At 29.6% G+C, this 19,815-nt stretch carries 18 protein-coding genes and 1 pseudogene; 9 read left to right on the forward strand and 10 right to left on the reverse strand.

Annotation, left to right across the window (positions count from 1 at the left end):
• Positions 1-51: 51 nt before the first annotated feature.
• Positions 52-579: an RNA polymerase sigma factor gene (locus T514_RS0111755; protein WP_027624956.1), complete on the forward strand. Its 528-nt coding sequence runs from the start codon at positions 52-54 to the stop codon at positions 577-579.
• Positions 569-1,933, forward strand: coding sequence for a DUF4179 domain-containing protein (locus tag T514_RS0111760; RefSeq protein WP_027624957.1), 1,365 nt, complete (start codon positions 569-571; stop codon positions 1,931-1,933). Before T514_RS0111755 ends, T514_RS0111760 begins: the two co-directional genes overlap by 11 nt.
• Positions 1,934-2,056: 123 nt before the next feature.
• Here T514_RS0111760 and T514_RS0111765 read toward each other — a convergent pair whose 3' ends face one another.
• From T514_RS0111765 to mreB, 3 genes are all read right to left on the reverse strand, one after another.
• Positions 2,057-2,680, reverse strand: coding sequence for a cupin domain-containing protein (locus tag T514_RS0111765; protein WP_027624958.1), 624 nt, complete (start codon positions 2,678-2,680; stop codon positions 2,057-2,059).
• Between the two features lie 70 nt (positions 2,681-2,750).
• On the reverse strand, positions 2,751-3,446 hold the full coding sequence (locus T514_RS24495) for a GGDEF domain-containing protein (RefSeq protein ID WP_051542022.1): 696 nt from the start codon (positions 3,444-3,446) through the stop codon (positions 2,751-2,753).
• 311 nt (positions 3,447-3,757) lie between these two features.
• Positions 3,758-4,759, reverse strand: a complete 1,002-nt coding sequence (gene mreB / locus T514_RS0111775) for a rod shape-determining protein (RefSeq protein WP_027624959.1) — start codon at positions 4,757-4,759, stop codon at positions 3,758-3,760.
• A 264-nt stretch (positions 4,760-5,023) separates the two neighbouring features.
• Here mreB and T514_RS27560 point away from each other — a divergent pair, with 264 nt between their 5' ends.
• The gene (locus T514_RS27560) at positions 5,024-5,158 is read left to right on the forward strand and encodes a hypothetical protein (protein WP_278246526.1); all 135 of its coding nucleotides are present in this window, start codon (positions 5,024-5,026) and stop codon (positions 5,156-5,158) included.
• 159 nt (positions 5,159-5,317) lie between these two features.
• Here T514_RS27560 and T514_RS0111785 read toward each other — a convergent pair whose 3' ends face one another.
• The 4 genes from T514_RS0111785 to T514_RS24505 form a co-directional block, all read right to left on the reverse strand.
• On the reverse strand, positions 5,318-7,030 hold the full coding sequence (locus T514_RS0111785; protein ID WP_027624960.1) for a methyl-accepting chemotaxis protein: 1,713 nt from the start codon (positions 7,028-7,030) through the stop codon (positions 5,318-5,320).
• 174 nt (positions 7,031-7,204) lie between these two features.
• The gene (locus tag T514_RS0111790; RefSeq protein ID WP_027624961.1) at positions 7,205-7,546 is read right to left on the reverse strand and encodes a DUF3784 domain-containing protein; all 342 of its coding nucleotides are present in this window, start codon (positions 7,544-7,546) and stop codon (positions 7,205-7,207) included.
• Positions 7,547-7,731: 185 nt separating this feature from the next.
• The gene (locus T514_RS26640; RefSeq protein WP_156939894.1) at positions 7,732-7,881 is read right to left on the reverse strand and encodes a hypothetical protein; all 150 of its coding nucleotides are present in this window, start codon (positions 7,879-7,881) and stop codon (positions 7,732-7,734) included.
• Between the two features lie 162 nt (positions 7,882-8,043).
• A complete protein-coding gene (locus tag T514_RS24505; RefSeq protein ID WP_051542023.1) occupies positions 8,044-8,607 on the reverse strand; it encodes a 5' nucleotidase, NT5C type in 564 nt (187 codons plus the stop codon).
• Positions 8,608-8,806: 199 nt separating this feature from the next.
• On the opposite strand from T514_RS24505, the gene T514_RS0111805 reads away from it, so the two are divergent.
• Positions 8,807-9,757, forward strand: coding sequence for a LysR family transcriptional regulator (locus T514_RS0111805; RefSeq protein WP_034868977.1), 951 nt, complete (start codon positions 8,807-8,809; stop codon positions 9,755-9,757).
• A gap of 122 nt (positions 9,758-9,879) precedes the next feature.
• Here the strand turns inward: T514_RS0111805 and T514_RS0111810 are convergent, their stop codons facing one another.
• Positions 9,880-10,659 (reverse strand): TSUP family transporter, encoded by a 780-nt coding sequence (locus T514_RS0111810; RefSeq protein WP_034868979.1) that lies wholly within the window; start codon positions 10,657-10,659, stop codon positions 9,880-9,882.
• Between the two features lie 161 nt (positions 10,660-10,820).
• Positions 10,821-11,717 (reverse strand): LysR family transcriptional regulator, encoded by an 897-nt coding sequence (locus T514_RS0111815; RefSeq protein WP_027624964.1) that lies wholly within the window; start codon positions 11,715-11,717, stop codon positions 10,821-10,823.
• Between the two features lie 177 nt (positions 11,718-11,894).
• On the opposite strand from T514_RS0111815, the gene T514_RS0111820 reads away from it, so the two are divergent.
• A complete protein-coding gene (locus T514_RS0111820; protein ID WP_027624965.1) occupies positions 11,895-13,004 on the forward strand; it encodes a Coenzyme F420 hydrogenase/dehydrogenase, beta subunit C-terminal domain in 1,110 nt (369 codons plus the stop codon).
• 403 nt (positions 13,005-13,407) lie between these two features.
• Here T514_RS0111820 and T514_RS0111825 read toward each other — a convergent pair whose 3' ends face one another.
• Positions 13,408-14,403, reverse strand: coding sequence for an alpha/beta hydrolase (locus T514_RS0111825; protein WP_027624966.1), 996 nt, complete (start codon positions 14,401-14,403; stop codon positions 13,408-13,410).
• Between the two features lie 249 nt (positions 14,404-14,652).
• Here T514_RS0111825 and T514_RS26645 point away from each other — a divergent pair, with 249 nt between their 5' ends.
• The 4 genes and pseudogenes from T514_RS26645 (at position 14,653) to T514_RS0111845 (ending at position 19,431) form a co-directional block, all read left to right on the forward strand.
• Complete coding sequence (locus T514_RS26645; RefSeq protein ID WP_156939896.1) at positions 14,653-14,826, forward strand: hypothetical protein; 174 nt, start codon at positions 14,653-14,655, stop codon at positions 14,824-14,826.
• A 120-nt stretch (positions 14,827-14,946) separates the two neighbouring features.
• The gene (locus T514_RS0111835) at positions 14,947-15,798 is read left to right on the forward strand and encodes a DegV family protein (RefSeq protein ID WP_027624967.1); all 852 of its coding nucleotides are present in this window, start codon (positions 14,947-14,949) and stop codon (positions 15,796-15,798) included.
• A gap of 202 nt (positions 15,799-16,000) precedes the next feature.
• Positions 16,001-16,781: pseudogene (locus tag T514_RS24510) on the forward strand (pseudouridine synthase).
• Between the two features lie 100 nt (positions 16,782-16,881).
• Positions 16,882-19,431, forward strand: a complete 2,550-nt coding sequence (locus T514_RS0111845) for a RyR domain-containing protein (protein ID WP_027624968.1) — start codon at positions 16,882-16,884, stop codon at positions 19,429-19,431.
• The last annotated feature ends 384 nt before the right edge of the window (positions 19,432-19,815 follow it).

Here is a 19,815-nt window from a genome sequence, read left to right on the forward strand (position 1 = left end):
ATCTAACCTATGTAAAAACAATATTGCTGCAGCAGTGAAAGAAGGTAGAAAATGTACAATATACAGGAACTTGTTCAAAAAAGTAAAAATGGAGACATTTCTTCATTTATGTTACTTTTGAAGCAAAAAGAAAATGATATTTATAATATTTCTTTTTCCTATACAAAGAATTCCTATGATGCTGAAGATTGCATATCTGAAGCCTCTATAAAAGCTTTTGACAAACTAAAACAATTAAAAAACGAAGAAAAATTCTATTACTGGTTTATTTCCATACTTATAAATGTATGCAGAAAAAACATAAAAGGAAAAGCAACAGTTTCATCTGATGAAATAATAAATACCATAAAAGATGAATTTTCTTATCGATCCATTGATGATAGACTTATTATAGAAGATTTGCTTTCTAAACTTAGAAAAGATGAAAGAGATATAATTGCACTTAGATACCTTAAAGATTATTCAATAAAGGAAATTGCATCTATAATGAATATGCCTTTGAGCACAGTAAAAACAAAAATATATAGAACGTTAAGTTTCCTTAGAGCTAAAAATGGAGGTATAAAAAATGAATTATAATATTCCAGATGATTTAATGAATAACGTGGAGAAAAATCTTAGAAAACATGTTAAAAATAAAATGAGAAGAAAAAATATATATAAAGCAACAGCTGCTGTAATTTTATTATTAACAATATTACCTGCATCAACTCTTGCTTTTACTAAGTATAGCAGTAGTATTCAATATAAGCAGGAAATAGATTTAGCTCGTAAAAACAAAAATATTACTGAAGTAAACAAAACCTTTAAATATAATAATGTTCAATTTACAATCAAGGAAATTCTGGCAGATGATACAGGAATAGAGGTTATATACGATGTATCTGATCCAAAATATTCTATTAATAAAATAAGTTTTGGAGACAAAGATAACAAAGAATTTACTAAAGATTTAGGTTACCTTGGGGGATACACTCTTCCAGATTTAAATTCAACTGATAAGGAAAAATCTTTTGGTATCTGTTTTAATGATAATACTGCAAATTATATAAGAAATAATCCTGTATCCATAAAGATAACTAATCTGGTAGTAAGCGATAAAAAATCTGAGAATATTATTGATAAAGTTAGTTCACTTATCAATAATGGTAGTAATTTAAATGTTGACTGGACTTTAAAAATGCAGATACCTATGCAACAAGTTAAAGTTATACCTGTTAATAAAGAATATTCCCTTGATATAGGTACATTAAAAATAAATTCCTTTAAAGTAAGTATATTTAAAAGTATCCTTGACTATACTTTCGTTCCAAAGGATAGAAACATAAGTGGAATACACCCTTTATTTTCTGTAAGATTAGGCAATGAATATGTGATGGATCAAGGTGGCGGTGGTGCTTACAACGAAGATGGAAGTACTACTGGAACTCAATCCTTCGACTCAATATATTATAAGGACTTAAATCAGATAGGAATAAAATTAATTGGCATACAAGCTAATTATAAATCTAATAATTCAAATTTATATAAAATAGATAAAAATAATTTGCCAATGGAATTTGACTACAATGGTGAAAAGTTTAAAATTACTTCTACAAGTCAAAAAGGCGATTTTACTGAATATACTGTAGAATATAATAAAACAGATAGAATATATAATGAACTTGATTTTGTTTTTCCAGGAGTAAATTCAAGTCGATTAACTAATAAACGTGAAACCATACAATTTAAAGATCAGAATTCAAGGAATTCAATTTATAACTCATTAGAGAAAGCAGTTCCTAATCTTAAGAATATTGAAAAGCAGTTTGGAAGTTTTCAAGCTGGAGCTGTAGGAGCTACTGTTACTACAACCTCTAATAAAACAGAATTTAGTGTGTCTGCTGTTAAAAATATTATTTATAATGAAGATGAAGTAGTAATACACAAATAAAGTTATGTTTTATCTACCTCCCTTAAGAGCTTTTTTGTTATAAAAAGCAGCTTCCTATGATAATTTCATTTTAGCATAGAAAGCTGCTTTTCACAGTTTATTTTCATATTAATGGTTGTGGTTTTATTCAGTAGCTTCTGCGATTGCTTTAGTTTCCTGAACGGTACTATGTGGATGTTGAGGTGGTGCATAGATAGAGTACAATTTAATTGGTTTATTACCTGTATTGATTAGATTGTGCCATTTACCAGCAGGGATAATGAAGGCAAAATCATCATAGACTTTTTCTTGAAGATTTAAGTTATTCTTACTATCACCCATTTGAACAAGCCCTTCGCCTTCTTCAATACGTATAAATTGATCAAGGTTAGGATGAACTTCTAAACCTATATCCTCACCAGTATTGATACTCATTAAGGTAAGTTGTAAATGTTCTCCTGTCCATAAAGCTGTACGATAATTGGTGTTTTGCTTAGTAACCTCATTAATATTAACTGCAAATGGTTCTGGTCCATAATCCTTTAAGGGAATTAAATTAGCATTCTCTTCAGATTGTAGAAAATCAGATCTGGAAGCATACTCCATTTCATCAGTAAAAGGAATATAATCATTAGTGAACTGATTTGGAAAACCTTGGTTATATATTGGTGTATTAATGCAGTAAGGGCATGGATATGCTCTGTAAAGATTATACATTGGTGTGTTCATGAAATAGGGGCATGTATATGTTTCATAATCATTATACATAGTGTTCATTCCTTTCATAGACTTACAACATTATTATATGTTATATGTTTAGAAAAAGTGTTTGTCTACATTATAAATCAATACAGGCATCTAAAAATACAACTGAATTTTTAGATGCCTTTGCTTTGTATAAGGCTTTATCAGCTAAATCTACAAATGCATTTATATCTATTTTATTTCTAATTGAAGTAATTCCTATACTAACAGTAATTCTAAAAAGAATATTATTATAAAAAAAATCATGGCTGTATATATCATTTCTGATTCTATGTGCAATATTCAATGCATCTTTTTTATTAACTCCATTGAGTGTTATAATAAATTCATCTCCTCCCCATCTGGTAGCTATATCAGCAGTTCTAATATTACTTTTTAAAATATTTGAAAACTGTTTTAAGATTTCATCTCCTGCAATATGACCATATGTATCATTAATATTTTTAAAATTATCTAAATCTATTATTAGGAGGGAAATATCTGATTGCTTTTTTTGTAATTTTTCCATGGAATTAGATATATTAGCATAAAAAAAATCTCTGTTATTTAACTGGGTTAAAGTATCTACATACATAGATTTATGAAAAAAACATGTCATTTTTCCAAGCTTAAGTATAAAGATGATATCAATAAATCCTGACAATAACCATATTAGAATCATTGAATAACTTGATAAGTATAATGTGGCTATGTATCCTAATATATGTATAAACAGTATAAGTACTGATGCTGTTATATAAAAATACTTAATAAAAAATTTATTCATCATTAATAACACCTCCGATAATATGTACACAAACTGTGTTAAATATAGGGGGGGATAGATGTAATTTTTATAAAAAAATTTAGTAACTAGTTTAAATGAAACAGGAATTAATGAAAAACAATATTTCAATTTCATTCTAAAATTCTTTATAATAAAACACCTAGAAAGTATATCTTGTTTTCTAGGTGCTGTTGATTTAATATGTACTCATTTTTTCAAAAATTCTATAATTAAATAGTAGTATTAATATATTTACTTTAGTATATTCAGGTATTTTAAATATGGTTGAAATGTAAAATAAACTGTAGCTTAAATTAAACCTTATCTATCATATCCAAACACTTTCCAGCACCAAGGACAACACATTCAAGAGGGGTTTCTGCAATATATGAAGGTATATGTAATTCGCTATATATAAGCTTATCTAAGCCTTTTAGAAGTGCTCCACCACCTGAAAGCATTATACCCTTGTCCATTATATCTGCTGCAAGCTCTGGTGGAGTTTGTTCAATGGTAGCTTTGATTGCTTCAATTATTAAAGCTACAGGCTCTTTCAAAGTTTCTCGTATTTGACTATCTCCAATAGTAACAGCTCTTGGAAGTCCAGTTGCTAAATCTCTTCCCCTTATTTCCATAATCTGTTCTTCTTCATCCTCATCTGCATAGACAGAACCTAGCTCAATTTTAATTCTCTCTGCTGTTTTTTCGCCTATAATTAGATTAAATTCTCTTTTTATATAGCCCATAATTGTTTCGTCTAATTCATCTCCTGCAACTCTTAATGTTTTGCTTGTAACAATTCCTTGAAGAGAAATGACTGCTATTTCTGTAGTGCCTCCACCTATATCAATAATCATGTTACCAACTGGCTCATTTACAGGCAATCCTGATCCTATAGCAGCAGCAACAGGTTCCTCAATTAGCATAACCTTACGTGCCCCTAATTGACTTATTGCTTCATTAATTGCCCTCTTTTCAACCTCAGTAATTCCTGAAGGATGGGAAATTGCAATTTTAGAACTTTTAAAAGCACCTTTGCCATTAATCTTTTCCGTAAACCTTTTTAGCATTTGCTGTGTTAAATCAAAGTTCGCAATTACCCCATCCTTTAAGGGTCGAATAGTTTCAATACCTTTTGGTGTTCTGCCTATCATATTCTTAGCATCTAAACCAACTGCTAAAACTTGTCTATTCGTAGTATTTATAGCTACAACCGAAGGCTCTTGTAATAGAACTCCTTGTCCTTTTACATATAATAAAGTACTTGATGTTCCTAAATCTATTCCTATATCTTTAGTCCTTATAAAAAATCCCATCAAAATTCTCCTTTCAAACTTACAATATATCTTCCTTCTTAGATATTATTGAGGATAATGTGTAAAAAAATAGACTTTTATCTTTCATATAAGTCTTACCTAGATTACCTTAGATTACTTTTTTTACAGTATATATCTTCATTTGTCTGCTTTCAACACATAAATAATTCATTTTATGGTATAAATTAAATGGTATTAATTATATTTCAATAACTGAAATACACTTACAAAATGGAGAGTTTATTGATGTAAAATATTTTGTATATGTTTTTTACCTACCCCCTTAAAAATAAAATATATTTTGTATATATCTATGAAAAGTCTTTAGATAACTTAAAAGTTAGTATGACTTCTGGAGATGATAAAAAAGATAAAGTCTTAGTAGATGTAGCGGAATGAAGACTTAGAGAAAGTGAGGAAAGTGAGTTAATGACTGATAAGAAAAAAATGATCTTTTATTTCAAATATTACTTCAAGCAAATGAGTATAAAAAATATAATTCCAGTAAAAATAAAATTTTCACTGGAATTTTTATAACAGTTTTTACAAATTAAAAAGCTAAATTTTAAATTGTTGTACCATGGCATTAAGTTCTTGTGCCAGTTCAGACTGAGATTGAGAAGATTGAGATACATTATTGATAGCTCCTGATATTTCATCTATATTGTTTAATATTTCTTCAGAACTAGCAGCAGATTCTTCAGATGTTGCTGATACATTTTGGATAGCTTCAGCTACTTGATTTATTGTTTCACTTATTTGCTCTGAAGCTAAAGCTATTTCTTGAGATATATTATTAATAAATTCTGAGTCTTTTTCATATTGAATACCGGTTTCTAATAAAAGCTCATAACTTGGTTTTACGTTATCTGCCATGAAGCTTAATATTTCATTTCCACTGCTAGAGAGATTATTAAATGCAGTTTGTACTTGTGTAACCAAATTTTGAATTTCAGTAACAGTTTGGGATGATTGTTCAGCAAGTTTTCTTACTTCATCTGCTACTACAGCAAATCCTTTTCCTTGATCGCCTGCTCTTGCGGCTTCAATGGCAGCATTTAAAGCTAGTAAGTTAGTTTGTTCAGAAATACTTGCTATGGCATCTGCCATAACTTTTATTTCTTCAACAACTTTTCCATCTTCTATTGCTGTTATTATTTTATTATGTTTTTCACTGTAGATTGAATTGCCAAGTTCTATATTTTTTTCTGCTTTAATTTTTATGCTAATAGCACGTTTCCTTATTTCTTCAACAGAAGCAGCAGCATTTGCTGATTTTTTTGCAAGTTCATGAGTTGTTGCACTTATCTCTTGAGATGAAGCACTTATTTCTTCAGTTGTGGAACTTAAGCTTTCAGTTCCTTGCGCTATTTGTCTAGCTGATTCGTTTACAAATTGCATATTTGATGAAACTTCTTCAGTTGTTGCTGATAGTTCCTCACTTGTAGCACTTATATCACTAGAACTATTCATTATTTTAGAAATTAATGCTTTTACATTTTCATTAGCTTTATTTAATGATTGAGACAAATACCCTATTTCATCTTTTGAATCAATTTGTATTGTTTTGGTTAGATCACCTTTACCTAATGCTTCAGCAAATATAACTATTTTATTTAATTCTTTTGAAATTATTGAGGCAATTACAAATCCTAATATAACTGCTGCAAGTAGACCTATTACAATTACAATAATAATTTGAAAAAAGGATGTTTTATATATAGTATTATTTTTTTCATAATCTTTTTGTGCTAAGTTCATATTAAAATCTACATACTTATTCAAGAGTTCGGACATCTTTACCCTTGTTGCGTCCATTTTAGGAAATGATAATAGTGCTTGATCATACTTATTATCACTTATAGATTTTATAGTATCATCACGAGACACTCTATAATCTTGCAAAAGTTTAGTAAATTGTGCATACATCTGTTTATCTTCCTCTGTGGTTATAGTTGATTCATAGTCAGATAAGATTTTATCATTTTCAGCTCTAAGTTGAGCAATTTCATTTTTTAAGTTTTCAAGTTTACTTCTGTCTTTGTCATATAGGAGTGTTAGTATATCAGAATTAATTTGTAAAAGGTTTTCTTTTAGCCGTCCCATGCATTTTACGCCCATTAGGTCTGTTTTGTACATTGAAACAGAACCTGAATTTATTTTTCTCATATTTAGTACACCTATAGAACCTACTATCCCTATAAATAGTGAAATCATAATAAAAGACAATATTAACTTTTGAGCTATTTTTAAATCATTAAACCACTTCATAATATTTACCCCTTCTCTTTAAAAATATACATATATTTCGATAGTATTTTTGTAAACTTAATATCATAAATAATGGAAATTAACTATTTGTTAATCAGAAGCAAGAAAAAAGCACTTAGGAAAATTAATTCCAGGTGCTTTTAACATAATGTATGAATAATATAGCTTAATCTATTAAAAATTATGTTTCTTATATTTGCCAAAGGCTTTGTCAGTATCAATATGAACATCTTTACATAAAAGAATTATCCAAAGGGCAATTGCAATCATAGCATAATAATTGCTAAAGAAATACGTTAAAACTGCTCCAATAAATAAAATTCCAGACCAGAGTAAAAGAGAATTTCTCATATCTATACTCATTTTCTTTTCATCATATTTTTCTCTTTCTTCTTTAGGTAAAGTATTAAATCCACTTATTAATATCGCACCTTTTTCTTTTAACAAAGCAAAAACTATTGCCGTTATTGCCAAAGGCACTGCAAGTACCAAACATGTTATTGTCCATACTGCCATAATAAGCCTCCCATTAAATATATAGATATTATTTAATTTATATTTTAAATTAGAGCCATCCTAAAAACTATATTAAAAAAATCTCATCTTCTGTTTCAAGTCCTGTTAGTTCTTTTTTAAATCCATAATTACAATATAGTTTTATGGCAACTGAATTATTAAGGTGTAAACTTAACCATATTTCCTTATTTATAGTTTCTTTTTTTTAGTATGTCTATTATAAGTGATAAGGCCTCTTTACCATATTCGGTTTCTTGATAATGATTATCTATGATTAATTTATAAAGATTCATATCTTCTTCTTCATCTAAAATATATGAAGCAAATCCGACCATAATATCATCTTTATATATATCTAATAGTTTCAGTGAAGTTTCAAATTTTGATTCGGCTATAGAATGTAAATTTATTACATAATAAATTAATTATAACATACTACTAAAGGCATTGGAAAGAAAACAATAAGTTCTAGCATTTTATAAAATACTTTCATGGAATTACAGCAATAACTTTTCGACTTCTTTCCAATTAAAACATCTTTGGCCTGTCCAATTCTTATTCCAATCATATTCTTTACCAAAACATATTTTAAAATCAGCATTACTGCTTAAAAGATTTTCTACGTGGTCATCAATGAATATGGAATCCTTCATATTTATACTACTCTTGTCCGTCTTTATGCCAGTAGTTTCCACAACATTGGAAATTAATATAACATTGTCTATAAAAGGCAAATTATTTTTAATCCACTTAGCTTTGAAAGAAATGTTATCCAAAGTTCCAATAGAGCAGATTACTAACTCATATTTGTTTTCTAATCTTTCAATGACCTCTTTAGCATAAGGCATAAATTCCAAACGTTTAAAAAATTCTTCATTTGAAAATATGGTTTCTTGATGGTCTATTAAATGACATTGGTCTTTAAGATCATATCTATTTACTTTATTGTGGTCAGCCTGCTTAAATCCATCTCGTTCTTTATAAAAGGAATTATACACATTGCAATATGTTTTAACTGAATCCGCAATAGTGCAATCAAAATCAATAAAAATCTTACTCATTTGTTATTCGCAACCTTTCATAGTTAAATTAATTTTATAAATACAGTGTAATATTTTAAATTAAAATTTAAGTTCCTAGTGATGGAAGACATCTATCACCAAACTCTTTTATTGATAATATCACATAAAAATGATATAATCCAGTTCGTATGTCTATTGAATTATTATATAAATTTAATTATATGTAGGAGATATGGAAATGTTTCAAGGAATGGATTATGTATACGAGGTTTATAAAGAAGGAAGCTTTTCAAAGGCTGCAAAAAATCTTTATATAAGTCAACCAGCATTAAGTGCATATATTAAAAAAATAGAAGCACAATTAGGTGTTCCTTTGTTTGATAGAAGCACTACTCCAATACATTTAACTGAACCAGGTGAAATTTATATGCAAGCAATTCTCCAAGTTAAGGCTATTCAATATAATCTTGAACAATATTTTCAAGATATAACTAATCTAAAAGTAGGGAAGGTTTCCATTGGTGGTTCCAATTTTTTTTGTTCCTATGTACTTCCTGACGTAATAGCAAAGTTCAAAGAACAGCACCCTGGTATAACTGTAGATTTAATTGAAGTTAACTTCCATGATTTGCAGGAAGGGTTACTGAAAGAAACAATTGATTTAGGAATAGAAAGTTGTGAGTTAGATAGAAAACACTTTGAAAATCACATAATTGGTAAAGAAAATATTATTTTAGCAGTACCAAAAAATTATAAAATTAATGATGGACTAAGTGATTACCAATTATCTTTTAAGGATATAGCAGGGGGGAGATATCTATCATCTAATTTTCCATCTGTACAGTTAAATAAATTTGAAAATGAACCATTTGTGATGCTTAGAAAAGGTAATGATATGTATTCACGTGGTATGAAATTATGTCAAAAAGCTGGATTTGCACCAAAAATAGTAATGAATGTAGATCAATTAGTGACATCCTATCATATTGCTTGCAAAGGCATGGGAATTGCATTTATTCGAGATTCTTTGGTGCAATATGTAAAATTTAGTGAAGATGTTTGGTTCTATAAATTAGCTAATGAGCTTTCTAGTAGAGAACTGGTTTTGATACGGAAAAAAAATCGATTTTTATCTAGAAGCGTTGATGCATTCATAAATTCAATTACCTCTTTTTTCTTAACGCATTAGATAGTCATTGGATAAGGATATCTAAGCTTCAGTAGGAGTAAAAACTTCTTCTGAAGCTTAGAAGACTTTTTATGTTTAATTAATTATAATAAGTACTAGAAATACTAAATTAATGCTGATTTTTACCAACCCAATACATTTGATAACATTTTAATTAATAGTAGAGCTAGTACAACTATCATCATAGGGCGAATAAATTTAGATCCTTTTTTTATAGCTAAGCCAGCTCCAATATAGTTTCCCAGAATGCAGCAGAAAGCAGCTGGAATTGCTACACTATATCTAATTGTGCCAGCAAATATAAATGTTATTAAGGAAGCATAATTAGATGCAAGATTTAAAAGCTTTGCATTTCCTGATGCAGTTCTCAAATCATATTTCATAAGGACTGAAAAAATAATAATAGCAAATGTACCTGATCCAGGGCCAATTAATCCGTCATAGAAACCAATAAGCAACCCTATTAATACTGCTATAATATAATCTTTTATACCGCGGCTCTTTCTAGAAATATTTTCATCACTATAGTTTTTATTAAATAAAATAGCAATAGCTGCAATTGGTATTATTATAACAAGCATCTTATTTAAAATTTTTGCATCAAGTAGCAATACAATCTTTGATGCTATGGCAGAACCTATAAATGAACTTACAGAAGCAGCTAATGCAATATAAATATCTATAGATCGATGTTTTAAAAATCTAAGAGTAGAAAAGGTAGTCCCACATGCAGAAGAAAACTTATTGGATGCAAAAGCTACATGAACTGGCATACCAGAAACCATATAAGCTGGAAGTGCAATCAGTCCACCACCACCGGCAGCAGAATCAATAACTCCAGCTACAAAAACTAAAAAATAAAGAACAAGCAACGATTGATTAGAAATTAAAAACGTAAGCATAAACAATATCTCCTTAAATAATATCTTCTGTCTTTTTCTTAATAGTATCACATCAAATTACTATAATCCAATTCATATAACTATATAACTATTATATAAATTTAATTATACTTAGAAAGTATAACAGTGTTTGAGGTAAGGTTTATGTATACTAGTATTTATTAGTGAGCCTCTATTTTAAACATTTCTGCTGTCATATCTAATATAGCTTTTAATGCTGGGGATATCCATTTGTTTTTATGATAAATCACTTGAGCTGAAGTATAGAATTTTGGTCCGTTATATTTTATTTCAACTAATTCTCCACTTCCTATCTCTTTTTCAACTGCAATACGTGGTAGAAAGGAGATTCCAAAACCGCTAATAACATACTGTTTTATAGCTTCTATGCTTTCCAATTCAAAAATAGAATTTGGAGTTACATTAATGCTTGACAAAAACTCTTCAAAACTAGCTCTATAACTGCATCCCCTTTGAGTAAGTACTAGATTTTTTCCTTGAAATTCAACCATATCAACCATATCTTTTTGAGCTAAAGAGTCAGCATTACTGGAAACTACAGCCAAAGGTTCCCGTAACAAAGTTTTTGATACTATATCTGGATAAACTCTTTCGTTATCCAAAACAAAGCCAACATCTATCTTGTTTTTTCTTATCATATCTGGGAAGTCCTTGCAATTACCAATTTTCAGTTTAACATCTACATTCGGATAACGACTACAATATTCTTTAAACAAAGTTGGTAATCGGAACACACAGAGAGTCTCAGCTGTAGCAATAGTCAAAGAGCCTGTTGGAATTAATCTCCCTGATACATTCTGTTTTGCTTCATCACACAAATTTAAAATTTTTTCAGCATAGGATAATAATTTATTTCCTTCCTCAGTTAAACAAACATTTCTACCTAAACGTTCAAATAACTTACAACCAAATTCACTTTCTAAGGATTTAATTTGATCTGATATGCTAGATTGAGCAAAATTTAGAATCTCTGCTGTCTTACTAAAACTAAGAGTTTTAGCAACCACTATAAAAGATTTTAATTGCTTAAATTCCATAATAACACTCCTTATCACATCTATCTGTATAACCGATTATATTTATAGAAACAATCCGTTTGTACGATATTGAAATTCATGCTACCATAAAACTAAACTTTTGTATATCATTTTAGATAATAAAATCACGCTTTTCACTAAAGTAAAATATTTATTTTTAACGAAAGGAGATTTATTATGGAGAAAGTTTATTCAAACAAAAAGAATTGTTCGGGTTGTAGTGCATGTTATAATGCTTGTCCTACAAAGGCAATTAATATGAAACCAGATGAAGAGGGATTTTTGTATCCAACTATAGACCAAAATCTATGTATAGATTGCCATAAATGTGTAAATATTTGTCCTTTAATTTGTGAGGGAAGTTACAGAGAAAAAACTGTGCCAGAATTTTTAGTAGCTAAGCATAAGTCAGAGGAGGTTCTCATGAAATCAACGTCTGGAGTAGCTTTTACAGCACTTTCCGATGTTATACTTAGGGAAGGTGGAGTTGTTTATGGAGTTGACTACGATGATGAATTCCATGTGTTGCATAAAAGGGCTGAAACTTTTGAAGATCGAAATCGAATGAGAATATCTAAGTATGTACAGAGCAATATAGGTAATATTTTTGAACAAATAAAAAAGGACTTAATTAATAAAAGAAAAGTCTTATTTACAGGAACGCCTTGTCAAACTGCAGGATTACGTGGATATATGGGTAATTTACCACTTACTGAAAATTTATATGTATGTGATTTGATTTGTCATAGCATTCCAAGTCCTCTAGTTTGGGAGGATTACAAAAGACTATTGGAAAAAGAGTATGGTGGAAAATTAACCAGTATTCAATTTCGCTCTAAGATAATTGATTGGAGTAGAGAAAACAGTAACAAAACATTTTTATTTACTACTTCAAATAGTCAAGATATTCATAACGATGAAAGATTTTATAAGCTTTTCTTTGGAGAAAAGACTATTATGCGTCCTTCCTGTGAACAATGCCCATTTACAGATATACATCGTGCATCAGATATTACTATTGCAGATTATTGGGGAATTGAGAAGTATGCTCCTGAATGGATGGATACAAAAGGAGTATCTGTAATCTTAATTAATAATCGAAAAGGTGCTGAACTTCTAAAAAAATGTAATGAGGAACTGAAATATGAAAAGCGTCCTAAGGAAGAATCTCTTGCAGAACAACAACGTTTAAGTGAACCTACAAAGTTTCCAGAAAGTCGTAAAAAATTCTGGGAGGATTATAGAAAATATGGTTTTCAGTATATTATTCAACAATTAAGCAAATAACGCCTTTGAAATTTTGTAAAATTATCTATATATCCAAGAGTATTGAAAAAGTCTCAAATAAATAATATTAATAAAAGGAGTATCCGTAAAATACTCCTTTATTTCACAATATAAGAACAAGGCTACAGAAAATATGTGAGGTCATTAAAGAATATAAAAAACATGAACTTAAATGAGTGAAGGCGTTAGTACAAATAAGACATGATTTGTTTTGTTACTTTTGTTCAAAAATCTGTACCTTATATTTGGAGGAATACGGACAACGTCTCTTTCATCTAAAAAATATTCCGTACCTTCGATTGACCTTTCATGACCACAGCAATTTCTTCTTTGTCAATGTGTGAGTAGTAAGTTTCTGTAGTGCTTGTATGAGCATTTTACTTGCATTAAATCTAGGGAAATTCTATTTCTGATTTTTTATCAGTTTTTTTATTTCATTATTTATAACATCAGGAGAAGTATGATGTATAGCATGTGTTGAACCTTTAACAACCATTTGCATACTATCTGTAGACCATTTTTTCAAAGCTTCCTGGCTATTTTTCCATTCAGTATCTAAACTATTACTTTCAGCAGTAAATATTCTAAGTGGTACATTCCCTAAATGATCATTTGCTAAAATGGTTTTTGCACCAGCGCTCTCCATAATACCTTCATCAATAATATTTTTATTATACATAGTTTTTAAAATCATTCCTAAATATAATTGTTTTAAATTATCAGGTAGGAAATTAAGATTTTTTGAATAGTAATCTGTATGATAAAGTACTAACCTTGCTATGCCTGTAGTCTTTAGTAACTTATATTTAAGCACTGTACTATTAGGAACTACTAAACTATTTTTTGCATAAAACTCAGGAGCACCACCATCTATTAACACTAACCCAGATACTTCGTTTTTATAAGTTTGTGCAAATCTTATTACTGATAAAGATGCTAATGAATGACCAACTAATATATATGGAGGTTTTTGCCCTGATTCTATTAGTGAAGTGTGCATTTCCTTTACAATAGAATCTATATCTCTTGTTTTATCTGTTATCTCACTCCACCCATGTCCTGGTCTGTCATAAACAACTGTTTTGGTATATTTTGAAATCTCGTTATACAGAGGATACATATCTGCATATGCACTTGGAGTATTCATGCCTGATAAAAAAACTACAGTAACATTCCCATCACCTTTGCTGTAAACATTTATTTTATGATTATTTACATCAATCATTTTTCCTACTGGAGTGTAGTTATTAGTATCATTATATTCACCAATTTTTTCGTATGAAAAACCAATTAACAAAATAATAACTATACAAATCAAAGCATTAAATACATACTTTCTAAATTTTCTTACATCTATTAGTTTAATTTTTCTTTTATCTTTTTTTGCTTCTAAATTCATTTATAAAATCTCCTCTATAATATAACTATTCACAAGTTCATATTGTAAGTATTGCAACAATATCTCATTATTCTGATTTTGATAATGGAAATTATATCATAATTTATACATGAAGGATAGTTATCTTGTTGATAAATATGAAATTATTTCATCAATGAACATTGTGATACCCAATTTCCAAATAATTACCTATAACCCAAATGAATAGATTGTTACATATAAATTTCAAATCATGGGTATTTACTTATAATGAATCCTAATGTAAAATATAATAATGTAAGACTTATTCAAAAGAAACTTATAGAAAAAGGTTATAGTATTGGTAGATGGAATTGTAGAGAAGAGGACTTTGGCGAAGATAATGCAATAGCTAATGGGATGGAGAGGAGTGTTGAGAACACTCCTTTTTTGGTAATAAAATAAAATTATGATAATATGACTAATTATCAATATGTTATATAAAAAAGATAGTATAAAAAGAAAGGAAGTGAGTTTTAGTGAGGGGTTGGTACTTACGATATACTCTCTCACTAAAAAGAGAGTATGAGAAAATATATTATAGTAACAGAAAGTGGGGCAGATTTGCCTATAGATTTAGCAAATTTGTATAAAATTCATGTGCTTCCTATGCATGTAATTATGGATGATATAGATTATAAGGATGGTTCTATACCAGTAACGGAGGTTTATGATTATTATAATAGAACTAAAAAGATACCAACAACATCAGCTACAAATCCAAATGAATATCAGTGTGCATTTGAAAAGATAACAAAAGAAAATCCTGATTGTATTATTATTTACATAGGCTATTCATCTAAAGCATCCTGTACCTATCAAAATGCACTCATTGGTTCTGAGGGCATGAAAAATATTTATCATATTGATTCTTTAAATGTTTCAGGCGGTGAATCATCCATCATTGTTAAAGCAGCTGCGATAATTGAAAAACACCCAGATATTGAACCAGATGATTTAATTAAAAAAATTCAATTCTTTATATCTAGGGCAAGAGTTTCATTTATTCCAGGCAATCTTGAATATCTTAAGGCTGGAGGACGTTTATCCAATGCAGCTTATTTGGGTGCAGCTATTTTTAAGATAAAACCACTAATTGAAATTTTGGATGGAAAATTGGTTGCAACTCAAAAGTTTCGTGGTACAATGAGTCGTATTGCTGAGAAATATTTAAATGAATATCTTGAAAAATACAATTTTCATAAAGAGGAACTTTATTTTCTATATTCTTTGGGACTTGAAGAACAAATAAAGCATCAGATGGAGAATATTGCAAAGGAAAAAGGTTTCAAAAAAATTATATGGGTTCAAACAGGCTGCGTAATATCAACCCATGGTGGTCCTGGAGCCATAGGAATAGCAGGATTTGAAGTTTAATGTTAAAAAAGAATGTTTTACACATAGAAAGTCTAGAAGCCAATGTTTAATAATACTAAACATTGGCTTTTAAATTTACATCAACTTGATAGATTGATTTAAATTAAGTAAACTAATAAAGCAGCTTGTTGCAAGAGAAATATTAATAAAAGATGATAAGATGTAATATTATAAGTAGGAAATGGAGTTTATAAAATAAAATATGAGATTAGATAAATTTTTAGCACAATCAGCTATTGGAAGAAGAAAAGAAGTTAGAATTTATATCAAAGAAGGTATGATAAAGGTAAATGGAGAAGTGGTAATGGAACCTGCAATGGAAATTAACGAAAATATTGATGTTATTGAATACATTGATAATATAGTTCAGTATACAAAGAAAGTATACTATATGTTTAATAAGCCTGCAGGCTTTATTACTGCAAAAAGAGATACAGTTAATAAAACAGTATTTGATTTTTTTCATGATGTTAACGTGGATGGGTTATTTCATGCTGGTAGATTAGATAAAGATACAGAAGGATTATTATTATTTACCAATGATGGTGAGTTTGAACATAAATTAATGTATCCGCAAAAATATGTTGAAAAAATCTATTTTTTTTTGGGCTCTTGGTTCTTTAGAAGAACAAGATATAAAGGCATTAGAGCAGGGAGTTTATATTGGGAAAGGTGAAATATTAACAAAGCCTGCAAAAATAAAAGTAGACAAGTATGGGACATATGAGGAATTTAAACATGAAATATCTATTGATAATTTAGAGAACATTGATTCAACACAATACAGCCAGCCTATAGTATCTGGATATCTTACTATTTCCGAGGGACGTAAACATCAGGTTAAACGTATGTTAAAAGCAGTAGGTTGTTATGTGGTAAGTTTAAAGAGGGTCTCTATTGGAGAATTAATACTAGATGAATCACTAAACAAGGGTGAGTATAGGTCGTTGACAGAAGCAGAAGTTAAAAAGCTAGTAGGATAATAATAGAAGAAAAATAAAAAATATGGGAAATACTACTTTTTCTTTTCGGCTAATCTAGTATAATATTAAATAGAAATTCAAATGTTATAGGAGCGTAAATATGGATAATAAAAATGTAAAAATTGTAATATCAGGTGATATATGTGTAAATCAGTTACAATGGGTAACATACCCGAGCATAAATGCAGGTTTAAATTGGCAAACGCATTTAAATATGCACAGTATTTTTAGTTCAGGAGAAGCGTTACTTTTATCAAAGCTGGTAGCTTTATCAACTGGGGCTTCTGTGATATCACCAAATACCGAGAACATGGAGTTAACTTTATCAGGAGAAATCCTTCGGTCTACTGCAGAATTAGATCTTTTTCCTGTATATGGCGATAAAAATAATGATAAAAAAGTTTATAGAATAAGCCGTTTGATGGGATTTACGGGTCCAAAAGACAGGAGCACTAAGTTACTTCCTATTGTAAATGATGATCCTAATGCAGATATAGTCATAATAGATGATGAAAATAATGGTTTTAACTCTAATGAAAAGTATTGGCCATTAGCGTTAAAATCATCTGAAGCATCACCAATAATATTATATAAGATGAGCAATGTTATTGATTCTAGTGAACTTTGGAAACATATCCAGGGACTTAATAATAAAAATGTAATAGTAATTGTAAATGCTGATGATTTGCGTTCTAAAGGGGTTAATATAAGTAAAGGTCTGTCATGGGAAAAAACAGCTCAGGATTTTGTATGGCAAATTAATAATAATCCTAATCTTGCATTCCTGGCAACTTGCCGTCATATTATAGTTCCTTTTGGACTTGAAGGGGCTATTTATTATAAAAATGAAGATGTACGTGAAGTTAAGTTGTATTTTCTACCATATGAATTTGAAGGCGGTTTTGTTAAGGAATCACAAGGTAAGATGTATGGGCTTACTTCTTGCTTTGTTGCAGGGCTTGCAAGCACTATTGTTTCAGGAAATCAAGATAATGAAGAAATATCAGAATCAATAAATATGGGTATTCGTAAAGGAATTGTTTCTGCTCATAAATACTTTCTTGAAGGATTTGGGGAAAATGTTGAAGAATATATATTTCCTAGCTTAGAAATATTTACCGAAAGGGAAGAGGATCTTATACATAGGGATCATGTGCAAGATGTAATAGTGCCTATTTCTCCTAATTCTCGCTGGTATATTTTAAAAGATAAAAGTTCTACAAGCCTAGCAGAGATAGCTTATGGCATTGTTAAGAATGGAGTTAAAAATGCACTTAAGTCTATACCAATAGCTAAGTTTGGAAATTTAACAACTGTAGATAAAACAGAGATTGAGAGTTATAAGAGTATAGAAAATCTTATGCTGGAGTATATTTCAAATAAAAATACTGTACGCCCTCTTTCAATTGCTGTATTTGGAACTCCTGGGTCTGGTAAGTCCTTTGGTATAGTTGAGGTGGCTAATAGTATTGCACCAAATATAATTAAAAAGGTAGATTTTAATTTGTCGCAATTTAGATCCACAATGGATTTAATCAATGCTTTTCATAAAGTAAGAGATATTGTACTGGAAGGTAAGATCCCACTAGTAGTTTTTGATGAATTTGATTCTGCTTTTGAGGGTAATATTGGATGGCTCAAATATTTCCTAGCCCCTATGCAAGATGGTGTATTTAGAGAAGGGGATTCTATTCATCCTATTGGAAAAGCTATCTTTGCATTTGCAGGTGGGACAAGCAGCACTTTTAGCGAATTCTGTGGAGAAGATATAGAAGATAAAGAAGAACAAAGACAGTTTTTATTAAAGTTTAAAAGTGCTAAAGGGCCAGACTTTGTAAGTCGTTTAAGAGGCTATGTAAATATCAAGGGACCAAATCAAACAGATGAAAAATTGGATCAGTTATTTATAATTAGAAGAGCAATACTACTTCGATCATTATTGGAACGTAAAGTACCTCATCTTATAAATGATAATGGAGAGGCTCAAATTGATAATGGAGTACTAAGGGCAATGCTTAAAATTCCAAGATATAAGCATGAATCAAGATCTATGGAAGCTATATTGGATATGAGTATGTTGACTAACTCTACAAAATGGGAGCAATCATGTTTGCCTTCTAGAGAACAGCTAAAGCTTCATGTAGATGAAGAACAATTCTTACGTCATTTAATGCATGATGCATTTTATGGTGAAAAAATTGAAAGTATTGCAATGGAAATTCATGAAAAGTATAGAATGCTTAATGCAAATAATAAAAACATGGATAAGGCCTGCATAAAGCCTTGGGAGGAACTCAGTGAGGAGCTTAAAAACTCTAGCCGTGAACAAGCTAGGAATATTCCAAGTGCTTTAATTAAAATTAATTATGATATTGTTTCAGTTAAGGATAAACCGGAGTTTAAAAGATTTACACCTAAAGAATTAGAGATTTTAGCTAAAAATGAGCATATGCGATGGTATAGATATAGAAAAGAGTCTGGCTGGAAGTATGGCGAAGTTAAGGACAGCAAGAAAAAAACTGATTCTGATCTTGTTTCATGGAACAGTTTAACACAGGATAAAAAAGATAAGCTATATAAAATGGTTGAAAATTGGCCACAAATATTGGCTAAATCAAATTTTAAGATAGAACCAGTAAAATTTTCCTGATATGATCTTCTAGGTGCAGTAATCAACAGATGAGAGGGTAAAAGAACAGCTGAAAGTTATCAATACCTATTTTATAAAAAGCTGAAAAAATAATATAATAATCCCCTCGTTTTTCAGGTAAGTAAGGGGATATGTGGTTATGCCTGCTAGTTTTAAGTATTTTTCTGTAGCGGTAGAAATAAGCTAGTCCAATGGCAAGAGTATAATAAAAAAGAAATGCCAAATTAAGCAGTCCTCTAGGACTGCATTACTTTTTTAAAGTATCAAAGAGAAAATGTTGTACAAATTTTTATTTGCCTTTAGGTATTCCTTTGGGGAGAGGCAAAAGAAAGCTAGTTCAATGGAAATAATAAGAAGTAGGTTGAACTGTAGTAAGTTAAGCTT

This window comes from Clostridium lundense DSM 17049, assembly GCF_000619945.1.
Taxonomy (GTDB): Bacteria; Bacillota; Clostridia; order Clostridiales; family Clostridiaceae; genus Clostridium_AO; species Clostridium_AO lundense.